Origin of the sequence: Halomonas profundus (assembly GCF_020865425.1) — a bacterium.
GTDB classification, from domain to species: Bacteria; Pseudomonadota; Gammaproteobacteria; order Pseudomonadales; family Halomonadaceae; genus Vreelandella; species Vreelandella titanicae.
On the sequence record NZ_CP086344.1, the window covers coordinates 4,420,436 to 4,434,842 of the forward strand.

Genomic DNA, 14,407 nt, shown 5'->3' on the forward strand with positions numbered 1-14,407 from the left:
AAACTGGTCTATTATGGTGCGTACTATTTCATCGAAGCATTCAAAAGGAGCTTAATTGATGGCTTTCGAAACACTGTTTACTCCCCTCCAACTGGGTAGCCTATCGATTCCTAACCGGGTTGTTATGGCGCCACTGACACGTGCGCGTACACCCGATAGCGTACCGGGTGAAATTCAGGAAGCTTACTATGGCCAGCGCGCAGGAGCGGGGCTAATCATCAGCGAAGCCACCAACATATCTCCCACTGCCCGTGGCTACGTGTATACACCCGGTATTTGGACGGATGAGCAGGAAACAGGCTGGAAAGGCGTTGTTGACGCAGTACACGCCAAAGGTGGCCGTATTGCTCTGCAACTGTGGCACGTTGGGCGAGTTTCTCACGAAATGGTTCAACCTGACGGCCAACAGCCGGTAGCACCGAGTGCCTTGAAAGGCGAAGGCGCCCAGTGTTTCGTAGAGTTTGAAGATGGCACCGCGGGTCAGCACCCCACCAGCACGCCACGTGCGCTGGAAACCAACGAGATCCCAGGCATTGTTGCCGACTATCGCCAAGCGGCCGAACGCGCCAAGCGTGCCGGCTTCGACATGGTCGAAGTCCACGCCGCGAATGCCTACTTGCTTAACCAGTTCCTGGCGACGGGCACCAACAAGCGTACCGACCAGTATGGCGGATCGCTGGAAAACCGGGCTCGCTTCCCGCTGGAAGTGGTTGATGCGGTGATTGACGTTTACGGGGCTGACCGGGTCGGCATCCGTATGACACCATTTATCGAGTTGTTTGGTTTGACCGACGATGAGCCGGAAGCGATGGCATTTTACATGGCCGAGCAGCTTTCCAAGCGCGGCCTTGCCTACCTGCACCTGAACGAACCCAACTGGGCCGGTGGCGATATCACCTTCCCTGACGGTTTCCGTGAGCAGATACGTGAGCGCTTTAGCGGTAGCCTGATCTACTGCGGTAACTACGATGCAGAGCGCGCTGAGGCCCGCATTAGCGAAAACACTACCGATGCAGTGGCTTTCGGCCGCCCCTACATTGCTAACCCCGATCTACCCGAGCGCTTCCGCGTTAACGCACCACTCACCGAGCCGAATCACGAAACGTTCTATGGCGGTGATGAGAAGGGATACACCAACTATCCATTTATGAATAATGGCTATGACCGTATCCAGTAACGGCCAAGGGTGACTTTTATCACCGCGCCCTGTTCAGCCTGTGGCTGAACAGGGCGTTTTTCCTGCGAAACACCTATACGCGTGGTTGCTGCTGAGTTATGCAGTGAATGTTCCCGCCGCCAAGCAGTATTTCCCTTGCCGCAACGCCGATCACCCTCTTCGTGGGAAATAACCGGGATAGAATGCCTTTGGCCTGTTCATCGTAACGAGGATCCAGCAAGGGCATCACAATGGCCGAGTTACTAATATAAAAGTTGACGTAAGAGCCTGCCATGCGATCCCCAGGTAAGCGGGGATGCGAGCTGTTCAGGCGATCAATCCCACTGGCCTCATCCTCGGCAATATGTAGAGGGCCTGGCTGGGGCAGCTTATGAATAGTGAGCCGCCTACCTTGAGCATCCGTGGCGTTTTCCAGCACACGCAAGGCTTCCCGGCAAATAGCGCCCTGGGGATCTTGCTCATCCTCACACCACGTTAGCGCAACATGGCCTGGCGCAATAAAGCAGCACAGGTTGTCAACGTGGCCATCGGTCTCGTCGAGATAACAGCCACGCGGTAACCAGATGATGTGACTGACACCTAAATACTCCTGCAGCCAGTGTTCGATCGTGGCGCGGCTCATCTCCGGATTACGATTAGGATTCAGCAAGCACTCTTCCGTGGTGATGAGCGTACCTTCACCATCCACATGAATGGCTCCTCCTTCTAATACGAGCGGGGCCTCGAATCGTTGAATACCCAGCATCTCACTGATTTTACAACGAACCCGCTTGTCTTTGTCCCATGGGAAGTAGAGCCCCTCCTTCAACCCGCCCCAGGCATTGAACTCCCAGTCCACCATGGCGAGTCGCCCATCGGGATGGGTAATGAAGGTGGGGCCGACATCGCGCATCCAAGCATCATTGCTGGACAACTCAACCACCCGAATATGCGCAGGCAACTGATTACGGGCATTTTCATACTGCTCATCGTTAACCCCCACGAAGACCATCTCGCTCTCAGCAATCGCCACAGCCACATCCACAAAGGCTTGCTGAGCGGGCTTCGCACCGTAGCGCCATGTATCTGGGCGCTGTGGCCACAGCATCCAGCAGGCTGCATGAGGCGCAAACTCCGCCGGCATTGAAAAGCCCAATGCTTTGGGTGTTAGCTCACGCGCCAGAGGTTCGGTGGCCGTTGTAGGAAAGGTCGGCGCGTGTTTCATATATTCCCCACCACTATAAAGAAGCCGGTTGCCACGGCAGCGGCGATTAGGACATAGGGAAGTTGCGTTAACGCATGGGCCATTGGCGTACACCCCGCCCCTTGGGCAGAAAGGACGGTAGAATCACCGTAAAAGCAGGCGTGGCTGCCAAAGGCACTGGCGGAGATTAAAGCCCCCACCACGAGCGGCATATGCGCATCCATACTACTGGCAAGCGGTAATACGATAGGCATCGCCACGGCAAACAGTCCCCAGAAGGAGGCGGTCGCAAAAGCGAGAAAGGCCATGGTGACGAAGACAACCGCCGGTAGCATACCCGCGGTCATTAAAGGTTGAACACTCTCGATCACATAGTTGGTTAAGCCAAGTAGGTCATTGACCTCCTTAAGCACAAACCCAGCCACCAGCGTGCCGAGTGGCATAATCATGGCTTTGAAGCCATCCAACGCGGTGTCAAACGTATCGTTGAAGCTTAACAGCCGTTGCACCGCGATAAGCACTAGCGTCACTGCAAGCGCCACAATCACGCCGCGCAGCACATCAATCTCAAAATACCAGGTGAAGAAAATCAGCGTCGCAATGGGAAGCAGAAAATTGAGCAGATGAGGGCGTTTTTTGCCTGTATCTTCTATTTCCAGCGCGCTGTCGTCAGCGCCATCTGGTTGCGGCTGGCCAGCTTCAGCGCGGGCCTCCGCTGCTCGCATCGGGCCAAGATTGGGGATAATGCCCAGTGCCACCAGGGGCACCAGCGCCGCCGCTATCCAGGCGTAAAACATAAACGGTATGGCTTGGATGTACAGCTCCATGCCGTTACCAGCGACATTGTTCTCTTCCAGCAAACCTGCAAAGAACACAGCCCAGGTGGAAAACGGTACGAGAATACAGATCGGCGCTGCAGTAGAGTCAACGATATAGGCCAACTTCTCACGGGATATGTTAAAGCGATCAGTGATTTTCTTCATGGAAGCGCTAATGGTCAGCGCATTGAGATAGTCATCGACAAAAATGATTAGTCCCAGCCCCCAGGTAGCTAACAAGCTTTGTCGGCGGGTATGGATGCGTCGGGTAACGGCATCACCAAAGCTTAACACCCCTCCGGTTTTTACCAGCAAGGCAATCAAGCTACCAAATAGCCCGCACACCAGAATAATCCACGTCACCGTGTCATTACCCAATACCGATAGCAGTATATCCGACCCTTGGGTAATGACATTGAGGGGTTGAAACATTAATAAGCCTACCAGCGCGCCTGCCAGAAGGGACTCAATCGTGCGCTTGGTAATAATCGCCATGACTAAAACCACTAACGTGGGTATAAGGCTTAAAGCTCCATACTCTTCCATTGGTTATTCCCCTTTATCGTTGTCGTAGGTCACTACTGAAGACGGGCGCTAACGCCCGTCCCGAATAGCAGTGTTTATAGGTAACCATCCGCTTTAAGTGAGCGCGTGGTGGCGGCAAACGCTTCGTCGAGAATAGCAACGACGTCGTCGACTACTTGACGCGTCCAGATCAGGGGCGGCGAGATGATATTGAGATGACCAACCGGCCGAATAATCAAACCACGTTTCTGTGCTTCAGCGGCCACGCGGTCACCTACGCGCGCGTCAACGGGGAGTAATTCTTTGGTTGTTTTATTAGCCACATTTTCAATCGCCATCATGAAATGACTGCCACGTATATCACCTACCGTTTCATGAGAGGCGAGCGTTTTGAGCTTGGATTCAAGATAGGGGCCAACTTCGCGAACATTCTCACAAATGCCTTCACGCTCAATGATTTCGATATTTTTAAGCGCTGCAGCACAGCTCACGGGATGCCCGGAATAGGTGAAGCCGGTGCTCAATACCCCGCCGGGGCCTTGAGGAGTACTTAGTACCGCATACAGGGCGTCAGATATCAGCGTTGCACCTAATGGGGCATACCCAGATGAAAGCCCTTTCGCCACATTGATAATATCGGGCTGGGTTTCAAACACGGCTTCTGAGGCAAAGAAGTGCCCTAAACGTCCAAAGCCTGTCACCACTTCATCAGCAATGAACAGAATATCGTTGGCACGGCATATGGCCTGCACGCGGGAATGGTAGCCCTGTGGTGCCATCAATACGCCCCCCGCGCCCATGATTGGCTCCGCAATAAAGGCCGCTATGTTATCCGCCCCTAGCCGGTCAATGGTCTGCTCGAGTTCATCGACCAGGTGATCACAATACTCGGCCTCACTCATCCCCTCTGGGCGGCGATAGCAGTTGGCTTCGCTCAGATGGGTCACCAGATCCAGCGTATCGAACTGCCAGTTATTGCTGGCGATACCGGTCAGGCTCGCCGCCATGTAGGTGGTGCCGTGGTAGGCATTGGTGCGCGACAAGATCCGCTTTTTCGAAGGCTTGCCCAATCGATTGAAGTAGTAATGCACAAGCCGGATGGTGGCATCGTTTGCCGTTGACCCGCCGCAGCTATAAAACACATGGTTCAAGTGGGCAGGCGCAAGCTCTGAGAGCTTGGCCGCCAGCTCGGTGGCCGGGGCATTGGAGAGATTATTAAAAGTGGAAAAGTAGGCCATGCGTGTGGCTTGCTCGGCCATCGCCTGGCCAATTTCGGCACGGCCGTGGCCCACATTGACACACCACAGGCCGGCAATCCCATCGATAAAGCGGTTGCCGTGTGCATCTTCGACATAGATACCATCACTGTCGGTAATTAAGTCACAGCCGTTTTCGTGGAACACACTGAAGTCGGTAAAGGGATGGATAAAGTGATTTTTATCTTTTTGCCAAAGGTCTTGCACGTCGTAAGAGCCTTTCGCCTGCTGTTGAGTCATCGTCATACCCTCGCTTATTAGGAAGCCGTTGTTGAGGTGACTTCACAGGCTAGCGGGGAAAACAGTGTCGGGAATATATCCCCATTGGGGTATATCGGCTGCGCGAAAGGCCTCCTATGGTGGATCTCCTTAACCCAACAAACACAACAGGAGACACGCCATGCAAGTGTCCATTGATGGCCAGCGATTGTGGTCAAGTTTAATGGCCATGGCAGAGATCGGCGCTACCCCCAATGGCGGCAGCAACCGCTTGGCACTGACACCCGAAGATACTACCGGACGGCAGCAGTTGATCGAATGGTGCGCTGATATTGGCTGCCATGTTCGCAGTGATGCCGTGGGTAATCTTTTTTTCCGGCGGCCCGGCGCACGTGAGGATCTGGCGCCCGCCGCTGTCGGCAGCCACCTGGATACCCAGCCGAAAGGAGGTCGTTTCGACGGTGTACTGGGGGTTCTCGCGGGACTGGAAGTGTTTCGCACCCTACACGATCACCAAATCGTGACCGAACGACCTCTGGAACTGATCGTTTGGACGAACGAGGAAGGTAGCCGTTTTGCCCCCGCGATGATGGCTTCCGGCACCTATGCGGGGGTGTTTACGGTGGAGGAGACCCTCGCTCGCCAGGACGAACAGGGGATCAGTTTTGAACAGGCCCTTGAGGAGACAGGCATGAAGGGAAGCCTGCCTACTGGCGAGCCTCGGTTAGCCAGTTTTCTGGAACTGCATATCGAACAGGGGCCGGTGCTTGAAGAGGAGGGCTTAGATATCGGTGTGGTCACCGGGGTGCAAGGGATGCGCTGGTTTGACCTGATGATCGAAGGCAACGCTGCCCATGCGGGCACCACCCCCATGGCATATCGTCACGACGCCCTGGCCGCTGCCGCCCGGCTCATTGACCGGCTATACGCTATCGCCGCCAGCGACACCAGTGGCGACAGCAAGGTCACCTTTGGCTGTCTGGAGATCGATCGCCTTCTCGCAACGTGATTCCCGCCCAGGTCACCATGACGGTCGACCTACGTCATGTGCACGATGATCAGCTAGACGCGCTGGAGGCTCGCTTCTATAGCGAGCTAGATGCCTTGGTAGAGACCTTTGGTGTTGTGATAACACCGCAACGCCTCTGGAGCTCCCCGGTGGTGGCATTTAACGACCAATGCATTGCATCCATCGAACAGGCGACCAGGGCGCGAAGCATTACTTACCGCCGTATGCTCAGTGGTGCGGGCCATGATGCGGTGTATGTATCACGGGTGGCGCCCACCGCGATGATCTTCATTCCCTGCCGCGATGGCATTAGCCATAACGAAGCCGAGTACTCAACACCAGAGCAGTGTGCACTTGGCACCCAGGTGCTGTGCGACGCGCTACTGCATAACGCTAACGACCTTGAGGTTACCCAATGAGCACAACTGTCCCAACGAACCTGGCCGAGTGGCAAGCACTGGCAGACACACTCTCCTTTGAAACCCGCGCCTATATCAACGACACCTTTGTCGATGCACAGCGCGGCGCCACCCTATCCACGGTGAACCCAGCCACCGGCGAAGTGTTGGCTGAGGTCGCCAGCTGTGTTGACGCTGATGCCGAGCTCGCTACCCGCGCAGCTCGGCAGGCCTTTGACCAGGGAGAGTGGTCGCGACTCGCCCCAGGTCAGCGCAAAGCCACGCTGCTTGATCTGGCGGCGTTAATGCAGACCCATAGACACGAGCTTGCCCTGCTAGACACTCTGGATATGGGGAAACCGATTACCAGTGCACTGGGGGATATTGACGGTGCCATCGGCTGCCTGCGCTATACCGCCGAAAGTATCGATAAGCTTTATGGTGAGGTGGCCCCGACGGGAGACCATCATCTCGGTTTGATTGTGCGCGAGCCACTCGGGGTAGTGGTATCCATCGTCCCCTGGAACTTCCCATTGATGATGACCGCCTGGAAGATTGCACCGGCATTGGCGGCCGGTAACAGCGTTATTCTCAAACCGTCAGAAAAGTCACCGTTATCGGCGCTGCGCCTTGCTCAACTAAGCCAACAAGCGGGCCTACCCGCCGGGGTGTTTCAAGTACTCCCCGGCTATGGCCACACCGTGGGTAAAGCGCTGGCCCTGTCGATGGAGGTCGACTGCCTCGCCTTTACCGGCTCCACTCAAGTGGGCAAACAGCTCATGCAGTACGCAGGCCAATCCAATTTGAAACGCGTTTATCTGGAGTGCGGCGGCAAAAGCCCCAACATCATCTTTGCCGACTGCAAAAATCTAGACGTTGCAGCTCAAAACGCAGCCGCTGCGATTTTTCATAACCAAGGTGAAGTCTGTATCGCTGGCTCGCGGCTGTTGGTGGAAAATAGCATTCGCCACGCTTTCGTCGAGAAAGTGGTGGACGCTGCGGCTGCCATGCAACCAGGCGACCCACTCGACCCGCAAAGCTTTATGGGGGCGATGGTCGATAACACTCAATACCAGCGGGTGCTTGATTATATCCGCCAGGGGCAGGAAGAGGGTGCCACGCTTCGTACCGGGGGACAGCCATTAGATAGCTCCGGGCTCTTTATTCCTCCCACCGTGTTTGACGATGTCACCCCGGCCATGACCATAGGTCGCGAGGAGATCTTCGGGCCGGTGCTGTCGGTGTTTGGCTTCGATACCGAAGAGGAGGCATTGACACTTGCCAACGACAGCGACTACGGCTTGGCGGCCGCCGTCTGGAGCCAGGACATTGATCGTATTATGCGCGTCTCACGCAAGCTGCACTCCGGGCAGGTCTACGTTAACAACTGGGCAGGCCCAGACATGACAGTGCCGTTCGGTGGGGTTAAGCAATCCGGTAATGGACGGGATAAATCGCTTCACTCGCTTGACGAGTATACCGAGATCAAAACCATCTGGATGGCGCTACAAACCTAGCACCTTAACCTCTCAACTGCCGGGAAATGAGAGCCACGTGTTCAAGAAATAGCTGGAACAACTGCGATTGACTGGAGACATCCAGACGCTGGTAAATATGCTTGCGGTGTACCTTCACAGTGCCATCGCTGATATCCAGTTCCCGGGCCGCTGATTTGGTCGAGTGCCCCGCAAGCAACAGACGAACGATTTCCTGTTCACGTGCCGTTAAAACCTCTCGGCCAAAGCTTACGAAGGCAGCTTCCACCGGGGCGTCCTTTTCCAATGTCGGCTGGAAGAGGACGCCCTGCCATTTCCAGAACTCCATCAACAAGGTTTCGATCATCGGCACCACATTCTTCAACACCTGCAATGCACGTCGTTTCAAGGGAGCTTCTGCCTGAAAGCCCAGCGATACCACCATCAAGACATCATCCCCCACACGTGCGAAGAGACCAACCTCATCCGCCAATCCTAACGCGCGATAATAGTGGGCATAGTAATCACTGGATTCAAAACGATCAGGGGCTAGCTCCCGCAACCGGTGCACACCGCTATCCAGGCCACCACTCATGGCGGTAAAAAAAGGATCCAATAAATACGCACCGCTGAGGTAGCGATCTATCGCTTGAGGGCGATTTTCTGACGGGTAATCGTCGTGAATCAGTAGTGGTCTATGACGCCCTTTGTAGGTATTGATCAGAATCGTATCGAAACCGGTTAGCGCGCGCAGCACTTGCTCCAGACGAACGGGGAAATCGCGCTGTCCCGATGAGCGTACCAAGCTCGCCATATGCCGATGCCAAGCAGCACTTCCCACACTTGCCAGAAAGGTACTATCGATATCATCGGTTGTTGAGCAGTATTTCATGAGTAGCGCTTCATTAGGTTGTTTGACAAAACAATACTGCCTTGCGCGAACACGGTAAACTCAGGCAATACAATTGACTCATTGCGGCTCGTGATTACTTTGTGTTGAGCCTCTTGGATAAACGCTGCTAGGCTATTGATTCTTTCGTTTGAACATACAGGTAATGAATGCTTGCTTCGCTATTAGCGCTGCTGGTGTCTCTACTGCTCGTCGGCCTTGCCGCCACGACTGGGTGCGCGCTTTCGGCCTGATGGTTGGTTCCGCGAACTAAGTAAGCCAAGCTGGACACCACCGAATATCGCTTTCCCCTTCGCTTGGGGCATACTGTATTTGTTGATGGCTATCGTCGCTTGGCGTATTTATATGGCGGATGACTCAGTATGGCGCTCAGTAAGCTTAGCGGCTTACGCGCTGCAGCTTATGGTCAATGCCGCGTGGTTGTGGCTGTTCTTTGGGCGTAAACAAACTGTCGTCGGCTAAATAAAGCCTGAGCGCTGATTAAAAAAAGGATTCTGAGAGTATGGATCGCACCACTACTATAATAGTACTCGCCTTCGCATCGCTGGTATTAGGCGCAATGGCAACAGCGATATTTATATATGTCATTGTGCCCTGGCGCCGCCGACGGCGCGCAGCGAAAGCGAAAGCCGCTGCGCCTCGTCCGGTACAAGCAGACAACTCTGAAAAAGCTCAAGAACCTGACACCCCTGCACCCTCAAAGCAAACTAAAAAAGTTAAGCAGCATTCGCTTTTTATAATCTTTGATCAACCCAGTGAAGATTCAGACGAGCGCCTTACCCAGTGGCTGCGGGAGAAAGACGCTCACTACGACGCGCTTAAGAAGATATTTTTAATCGACGGCCAACAGCCTTCCAACCCAGTCACTATCGCCAACGCCTTTCCACCGGGGGAAATGCCTGACCTGCTGCGCGGGGAAACCCATGAGCCCATCAAGGGTATTAGCTTATTAGTGAAACCACCGCTACGTAAGCGACGTAATCAACAAATGCATGTCTACGTAGAACTCGCCAAAGAGATGCAGACGGTGTTTAGCGGCAAAATGCTCAATGACGAGCGCGAACTCGCCACCGACAGCACCTTTGAGCAAATTATCGGCGAATAGATTTACAGAGCTATGCTGACAAAAACAACGTCACACGACCCCCTGGCTGCGCAGGTAGTCATCGTAGCTGCCGCTGAAATCGACAATGCCTTCCGGCTGCATATCAATAATGCGCGTGGCCAGTGACGAGACGAACTCACGGTCGTGGCTCACAAACATCAGCGTGCCGGGGTAGTTCTCCAGGGCCAGGTTCAACGCCTCGATAGACTCCATATCCAGGTGGTTAGTCGGCTCATCCATCAGCATTACGTTGGGCTGAGTAAGGATTAACTTACCAAACAGCATGCGCCCCTGCTCGCCACCGGAAATGACCTTCACCGATTTTCCAATATCGTCGCTGGAAAACAGCATCCGCCCCAGAGCACCGCGAACCACCTGCTCGCCACCTTGAGTCCATGCTGACATCCACTCAAACAACGTGGCATCGACGGCAAAGTCGTCGCTGTGATCCTGAGCAAAAACCCCCACTTCAGCGGCTTCGGTCCACTTCACTTCGCCCGCGTCCGGGTGTAACTCGCCCGCCAGGGTTTTCAGCAGCGTGGTTTTGCCGATGCCGTTGGGGCCGATAATAGCAATGCGCTCACCGGCTTCCACAGTCATGGAAAGACGCTCGAACAGTGGCTTGTCGCCCTCATAGCTCTTGGTAATGCCGTCCACGTTGACGGCATTACGGTGGATTTTCTTCGCCTGATCAAAGCGGATAAAGGGGCTTACGCGGCTGGAAGGCTTGATATCTTCCAGTTTGATTTTATCGATTTGACGCGCTCTAGACGTAGCCTGCTTAGCTTTCGAGGCGTTAGCGGAGAAGCGGCTCACGAACTGCTGCAGCTCGGCAATCTGGGCCTTTTTCTTGGCGTTATCCGAGTGCTGACGCTCGCGAACAGCGGTGGCGGCGGTCATGTAATCATCGTAGTTACCCGGGAACAGGGTGATTTCACCGTAATCCAGATCCGCCATATGCGTACACACGCTGTTCAGGAAGTGGCGGTCGTGGGAGATGATGATCATGGTGCTGCTGCGCGCTTTAAGAATATCTTCCAGCCAGCGGATGGTGTTGATATCCAGGTGGTTGGTCGGCTCATCCAGCAACAGTACATCCGGGTCAGCGAATAGCGCCTGGGCGAGCAGCACGCGCAGCTTCCAGCCGGGAGAGACTTCGCTCATCGGGCCCGTGTGTTGCTCAATGGGAATGCCCAGGCCTAGCAGCAGTTCGCCTGCGCGGGGCTCGGCGGTGTAGCCGTCCAGCTCGGCGAAGCGCACTTCCAGGTCAGCGACGGCCATGCCGTCCTCTTCGCTCATCTCTGCCAGGGAGTAAATGCGTTCACGCTCAGCGGCGACCGACCAGAGCTCTACATTGCCCATGATGACGGTATCGATCACCCGCTCATTTTCAAACGCAAACTGATCCTGACGCAACTTACCCAGCCGTGTACTGCTATCCAGCATCACCTGGCCGGAAGTGGGCTCCAAATCGCCACCGAGAATTTTCATAAAGGTGGATTTGCCGCAGCCGTTCGCGCCAATCAGGCCGTAACGGTTGCCGTTATTGAATTTAACGGAGACATTTTCAAACAGGGGCTTGGCCCCAAACTGCATGGTGATATTGGCGGTAGCGATCACAAAAGGAGCCCTGGTTAGCGCATTGTCAGTAACGACGACAGCTTACAACGAATAGAAAGGCTCGCGATTCTACGCGCTATTAGGCGTGTATTCACCCATCAAACCCTAGTGGCGTCAGGCGCTTGCCGGGATATCGAGTAGAAAGCGTTCATCATCAAGCGCTTGGCGCAGCCGCGAGTGCAATATATCAACGATCCCTTGATGCTCCCCCACCAGCTTCGTCGTGGTAACGGAAAGCCCTGGATACTGCTGTTCAGCCGCTGCACAAATCTCGGCAATATCGCCGCCCTCCCCGGCGTGGCGCCCCGGCGAAAGAAACAGCATCGCCAGGATCACCGAGCCTATCTTAAACTCGGGTAGCGCCAGCAAGTTTTCCAGCAGTGGCTCATTAAAGCGGTACTCATCGCCCTCGCGCCGCTCCATGGAGGCAGCGGCAACACACGCTACGTCATCGGCTAGCAGCACGCTAAGCTGCCCCGCCAGGCGGTTGCGTACGGCGGTAACCTCAGGAATCGGGCTGCCGTGATCCACCAGCGCCACATGCGGTTTAGTACCTGGGCGAAGCTTGTCGCGCACGTTATCGGCCAGCAGATGGGCTAAACGCAGGTCGTTATCGCCGAACTCATCCACTAAGGGCTGGGCTACCCGCACCTTAACGTGGGGAAAGCGCTCCTGCAGCGTGGCCATGCGTTCGGGCAGATAACCCGTCAGCGCTTTGCTGGGGCCAAAAAAGAACGGTAGCACGATAATCTCCGTTGCCCCCTGTTCGGCACAGCGTTCAGCGGCGGGGCCAAGGGTAGTGGCGGGAATACCTCCCACCTCATCCGCAGGAATCTTATTGGAGTGCAGCAGCGAGGCCGCCTGCACGGTTTCGCCTACAAGCCCGCTAAGCGAAGCCGCCACGCGGCGTAAATTCAGCGTTGCCTGCGCTCGTAGCGAGCCGTTATCCACCAGAAAAATCGCGCGCATGGCTGCCTCCAGTCGTGGTCTTGGCAATCGTGTGGGTGATCAACCGTGACATGTTAAGATGGTGGTTTTACACCGTCGTTGGCCCCCATGTTACTTGAAAAATGTGCCTTAAAAACGCTGCCTGATACCGATGCTTGATACCACTGCACTTAACCAGCAAAGAAACTTCTTCGAAGGCCATGCGGCGATATGGCTATTCGGCTACGGCTCACTGATTTGGAAGGCTGACTTTGCCTACCTGGAGCGCCGCCCGGCGTATATACACGGCTGGGAGCGGCGATTTTGGCAGGGCTCCCATGATCACCGCGGCACGCCTGAAGCGCCTGGGCGGGTGGCAACGCTGATCCGCGCCAAAGATTCGATTTGCCACGGCATGGCCTACCGCATTGCCCCGGAAGTGCTCGCGCCGTTGGATGTGCGGGAGAAGAACGGCTATTTGCGGGAAAAAGTACCGCTGACGTTTATGGACGAGAAAGGCAACGGAACCGAACAGAGCGAAGGGCTTATTTATCTGGCCAGCGATGACAATCCGGCCTTTTTGGGCGACGCGCCGCTTGATGAGATCGCCCAGCAAATTGCCAACGCCCATGGGCCCAGCGGCCCCAACCGCGACTACTTGGTCAACCTCGCCGTGGCGCTGCGGGAACTAGGCGCCAAAGATGCCCATATCTTTGCTCTGGAACAACAGCTGAGCCAATTTTAACATTACCAGTAGCGCGGATAACGGCGGTGACGGGCAAGGTTATTGACCAATATGGCGATTACCAGCATCACTATACTGCCCGCTCCGATTGGCAAAAGAGGATACCACCACCCCAGTTGATGAACGCTGGCACCCCCGCCTACCGCAATCAGAGCCGCCGCGGCTCCTGGTGGGTGAACCGTATGGGTTAGCTGCATACCCAGCACCGACAGTGATACGGCCAGAGCCATTGAGAGGGGGGTCGCTCCCAGCAGTTGGTAGCAAGCAACGCCAATACCCGCGGAGAGCACGCTGCCAAAGAGTACATGGCTGGGCTGGGCAAAAGGGCTTTCAGGTGCTGCGTAGATGAGCACCGAGGTTGCGCCGAAGGAGCCTACGATGAGCAGTTGTTGTGACAGCCACGCCGAGCTTAACCAGCAAATGACCGCCATACCGGTAAAGGCCCCGACCCATGACCAAAAAGCATCCTGCCAGCCTACCCAGGCACGCTTGACTGGCTGCCCCCGCATCTTGCCAAGATAAGTTTTCATTACACTCGCTTTGCACAAAATGAGTGCAAATGATGCCAAAATGCACCAAATAAGCAAATGACAATCTATCATGCCCCTGATGAAACTGACTCAAGGGCAACGCGATTGCTCATCATCAGTGTATGGGGTGTTAACCAAGGAGAGAAACGGGGGCATTATTTTATGACATTTTTTATAAACAATACCCGAGCTCGTTCGTCATACTATATAGAGGGATCAAACAGCTTAACTTCGCGTATATCGACCTGCTCCCAGACACGCTCAGTCATATAAGGCTCTTGCGCCAGCCAAGCCTCTAAATCTTCTCGAGTAGCAAATCTGAAATGTGCATTTGAACCGATCATTTTACCTTCATCGTTCAGCACTACCCCACCACTTACGAAATTACCCGACCGATAGAGATTACGCAGTCCTTCCAGGTGCAGCTCGCGACAAGCCAGGCGGCGGTTTAAGGCCCCCTCATCGGTGTAATCATAGGCGATCAACGCAAACTGCTTCATCTACTCCTCC

15 protein-coding genes are annotated in these 14,407 nt (G+C 55.0%); 7 read left to right on the top strand and 8 right to left on the bottom strand.

Annotated features, from left to right (window positions below; translation table 11 throughout):
* Positions 1 to 58 precede the first annotated feature (58 nt).
* The gene (locus tag LMS44_RS20130) at positions 59 to 1,177 is read left to right on the top strand and encodes an alkene reductase (RefSeq protein ID WP_498946246.1); all 1,119 of its coding nucleotides are present in this window, start codon (positions 59 to 61) and stop codon (positions 1,175 to 1,177) included.
* Positions 1,178 to 1,250: 73 nt separating this feature from the next.
* Here the strand turns inward: LMS44_RS20130 and aguA are convergent, their stop codons facing one another.
* From aguA to LMS44_RS20145, 3 genes are all read right to left on the bottom strand, one after another.
* On the bottom strand, positions 1,251 to 2,381 hold the full coding sequence (gene aguA, locus LMS44_RS20135) for an agmatine deiminase (RefSeq protein WP_498946248.1): 1,131 nt from the start codon (positions 2,379 to 2,381) through the stop codon (positions 1,251 to 1,253).
* Complete coding sequence (locus LMS44_RS20140; protein WP_041158727.1) at positions 2,378 to 3,724, bottom strand: Na+/H+ antiporter NhaC family protein; 1,347 nt, start codon at positions 3,722 to 3,724, stop codon at positions 2,378 to 2,380. Before LMS44_RS20140 ends, aguA begins: the two co-directional genes overlap by 4 nt.
* A 74-nt stretch (positions 3,725 to 3,798) precedes the next feature.
* Entirely contained in the window at positions 3,799 to 5,205 is a 1,407-nt protein-coding gene (locus LMS44_RS20145; RefSeq protein ID WP_498946251.1) for an aspartate aminotransferase family protein, read from the bottom strand.
* A gap of 154 nt (positions 5,206 to 5,359) precedes the next feature.
* Between LMS44_RS20145 and LMS44_RS20150 the strand changes: the two genes are divergently transcribed.
* From LMS44_RS20150 to LMS44_RS20160, 3 genes are read left to right on the top strand one after another with little or no spacing between them, the layout of a single operon-like run.
* On the top strand, positions 5,360 to 6,187 hold the full coding sequence (locus LMS44_RS20150) for a hydantoinase/carbamoylase family amidase (RefSeq protein WP_498946253.1): 828 nt from the start codon (positions 5,360 to 5,362) through the stop codon (positions 6,185 to 6,187).
* 17 nt (positions 6,188 to 6,204) lie between these two features.
* A complete protein-coding gene (locus tag LMS44_RS20155) occupies positions 6,205 to 6,606 on the top strand; it encodes a M20/M25/M40 family metallo-hydrolase (protein WP_498946255.1) in 402 nt (133 codons plus the stop codon).
* A complete protein-coding gene (locus tag LMS44_RS20160; RefSeq protein WP_498946257.1) occupies positions 6,603 to 8,102 on the top strand; it encodes an aldehyde dehydrogenase in 1,500 nt (499 codons plus the stop codon). Before LMS44_RS20155 ends, LMS44_RS20160 begins: the two co-directional genes overlap by 4 nt.
* A gap of 4 nt (positions 8,103 to 8,106) precedes the next feature.
* On the opposite strand, the gene LMS44_RS20165 is transcribed toward LMS44_RS20160, so the two are convergent.
* Positions 8,107 to 8,952 carry a helix-turn-helix transcriptional regulator gene (locus LMS44_RS20165; protein ID WP_498946259.1) on the bottom strand — a complete coding sequence of 282 codons (846 nt, stop codon included), beginning with the start codon at positions 8,950 to 8,952 and terminating at the stop codon, positions 8,107 to 8,109.
* 216 nt (positions 8,953 to 9,168) lie between these two features.
* On the opposite strand from LMS44_RS20165, the gene LMS44_RS20170 reads away from it, so the two are divergent.
* Together LMS44_RS20170 and LMS44_RS20175 are read left to right on the top strand one after the other, a co-directional pair.
* Entirely contained in the window at positions 9,169 to 9,432 is a 264-nt protein-coding gene (locus LMS44_RS20170) for a TspO/MBR family protein (protein ID WP_498946261.1), read from the top strand.
* Between the two features lie 40 nt (positions 9,433 to 9,472).
* A complete protein-coding gene (locus LMS44_RS20175; RefSeq protein ID WP_039857361.1) occupies positions 9,473 to 10,075 on the top strand; it encodes a cell division protein ZipA C-terminal FtsZ-binding domain-containing protein in 603 nt (200 codons plus the stop codon).
* A 30-nt stretch (positions 10,076 to 10,105) separates the two neighbouring features.
* Here the strand turns inward: LMS44_RS20175 and LMS44_RS20180 are convergent, their stop codons facing one another.
* Both LMS44_RS20180 and LMS44_RS20185 read right to left on the bottom strand, forming a co-directional pair.
* Positions 10,106 to 11,695 carry an ABC-F family ATPase gene (locus tag LMS44_RS20180; protein WP_022521655.1) on the bottom strand — a complete coding sequence of 530 codons (1,590 nt, stop codon included), beginning with the start codon at positions 11,693 to 11,695 and terminating at the stop codon, positions 10,106 to 10,108.
* 114 nt (positions 11,696 to 11,809) lie between these two features.
* Positions 11,810 to 12,664 carry a sirohydrochlorin chelatase gene (locus tag LMS44_RS20185; protein ID WP_342584076.1) on the bottom strand — a complete coding sequence of 285 codons (855 nt, stop codon included), beginning with the start codon at positions 12,662 to 12,664 and terminating at the stop codon, positions 11,810 to 11,812.
* Between the two features lie 130 nt (positions 12,665 to 12,794).
* Here LMS44_RS20185 and LMS44_RS20190 point away from each other — a divergent pair, with 130 nt between their 5' ends.
* A complete protein-coding gene (locus LMS44_RS20190) occupies positions 12,795 to 13,367 on the top strand; it encodes a gamma-glutamylcyclotransferase (RefSeq protein WP_009285951.1) in 573 nt (190 codons plus the stop codon).
* Between the two features lie 2 nt (positions 13,368 to 13,369).
* On the opposite strand, the gene LMS44_RS20195 is transcribed toward LMS44_RS20190, so the two are convergent.
* A complete protein-coding gene (locus LMS44_RS20195; RefSeq protein WP_133731449.1) occupies positions 13,370 to 13,897 on the bottom strand; it encodes an HPP family protein in 528 nt (175 codons plus the stop codon).
* Between the two features lie 203 nt (positions 13,898 to 14,100).
* Complete coding sequence (locus LMS44_RS20200; RefSeq protein WP_022521652.1) at positions 14,101 to 14,397, bottom strand: YciI family protein; 297 nt, start codon at positions 14,395 to 14,397, stop codon at positions 14,101 to 14,103.
* Positions 14,398 to 14,407 lie beyond the last annotated feature (10 nt).

Bases quoted from the DNA above. Each gene is read 5' to 3' on its own strand.
- LMS44_RS20130 (WP_498946246.1), top strand. From the start codon at position 59: ATGGCTTTCGAAACACTGTTTACTCCCCTCCAACTGGGTAGCCTATCG.
- aguA (WP_498946248.1), bottom strand. From the start codon at position 2,381: ATGAAACACGCGCCGACCTTTCCTACAACGGCCACCGAACCTCTGGCG.
- LMS44_RS20140 (WP_041158727.1), bottom strand. From the start codon at position 3,724: ATGGAAGAGTATGGAGCTTTAAGCCTTATACCCACGTTAGTGGTTTTA.
- LMS44_RS20145 (WP_498946251.1), bottom strand. From the start codon at position 5,205: ATGACGATGACTCAACAGCAGGCGAAAGGCTCTTACGACGTGCAAGAC.
- LMS44_RS20150 (WP_498946253.1), top strand. From the start codon at position 5,360: ATGCAAGTGTCCATTGATGGCCAGCGATTGTGGTCAAGTTTAATGGCC.
- LMS44_RS20155 (WP_498946255.1), top strand. From the start codon at position 6,205: ATGACGGTCGACCTACGTCATGTGCACGATGATCAGCTAGACGCGCTG.
- LMS44_RS20160 (WP_498946257.1), top strand. From the start codon at position 6,603: ATGAGCACAACTGTCCCAACGAACCTGGCCGAGTGGCAAGCACTGGCA.
- LMS44_RS20165 (WP_498946259.1), bottom strand. From the start codon at position 8,952: ATGAAATACTGCTCAACAACCGATGATATCGATAGTACCTTTCTGGCA.
- LMS44_RS20175 (WP_039857361.1), top strand. From the start codon at position 9,473: ATGGATCGCACCACTACTATAATAGTACTCGCCTTCGCATCGCTGGTA.
- LMS44_RS20185 (WP_342584076.1), bottom strand. From the start codon at position 12,664: ATGCGCGCGATTTTTCTGGTGGATAACGGCTCGCTACGAGCGCAGGCA.
- LMS44_RS20190 (WP_009285951.1), top strand. From the start codon at position 12,795: ATGCTTGATACCACTGCACTTAACCAGCAAAGAAACTTCTTCGAAGGC.
- LMS44_RS20195 (WP_133731449.1), bottom strand. From the start codon at position 13,897: ATGAAAACTTATCTTGGCAAGATGCGGGGGCAGCCAGTCAAGCGTGCC.
- LMS44_RS20200 (WP_022521652.1), bottom strand. From the start codon at position 14,397: ATGAAGCAGTTTGCGTTGATCGCCTATGATTACACCGATGAGGGGGCC.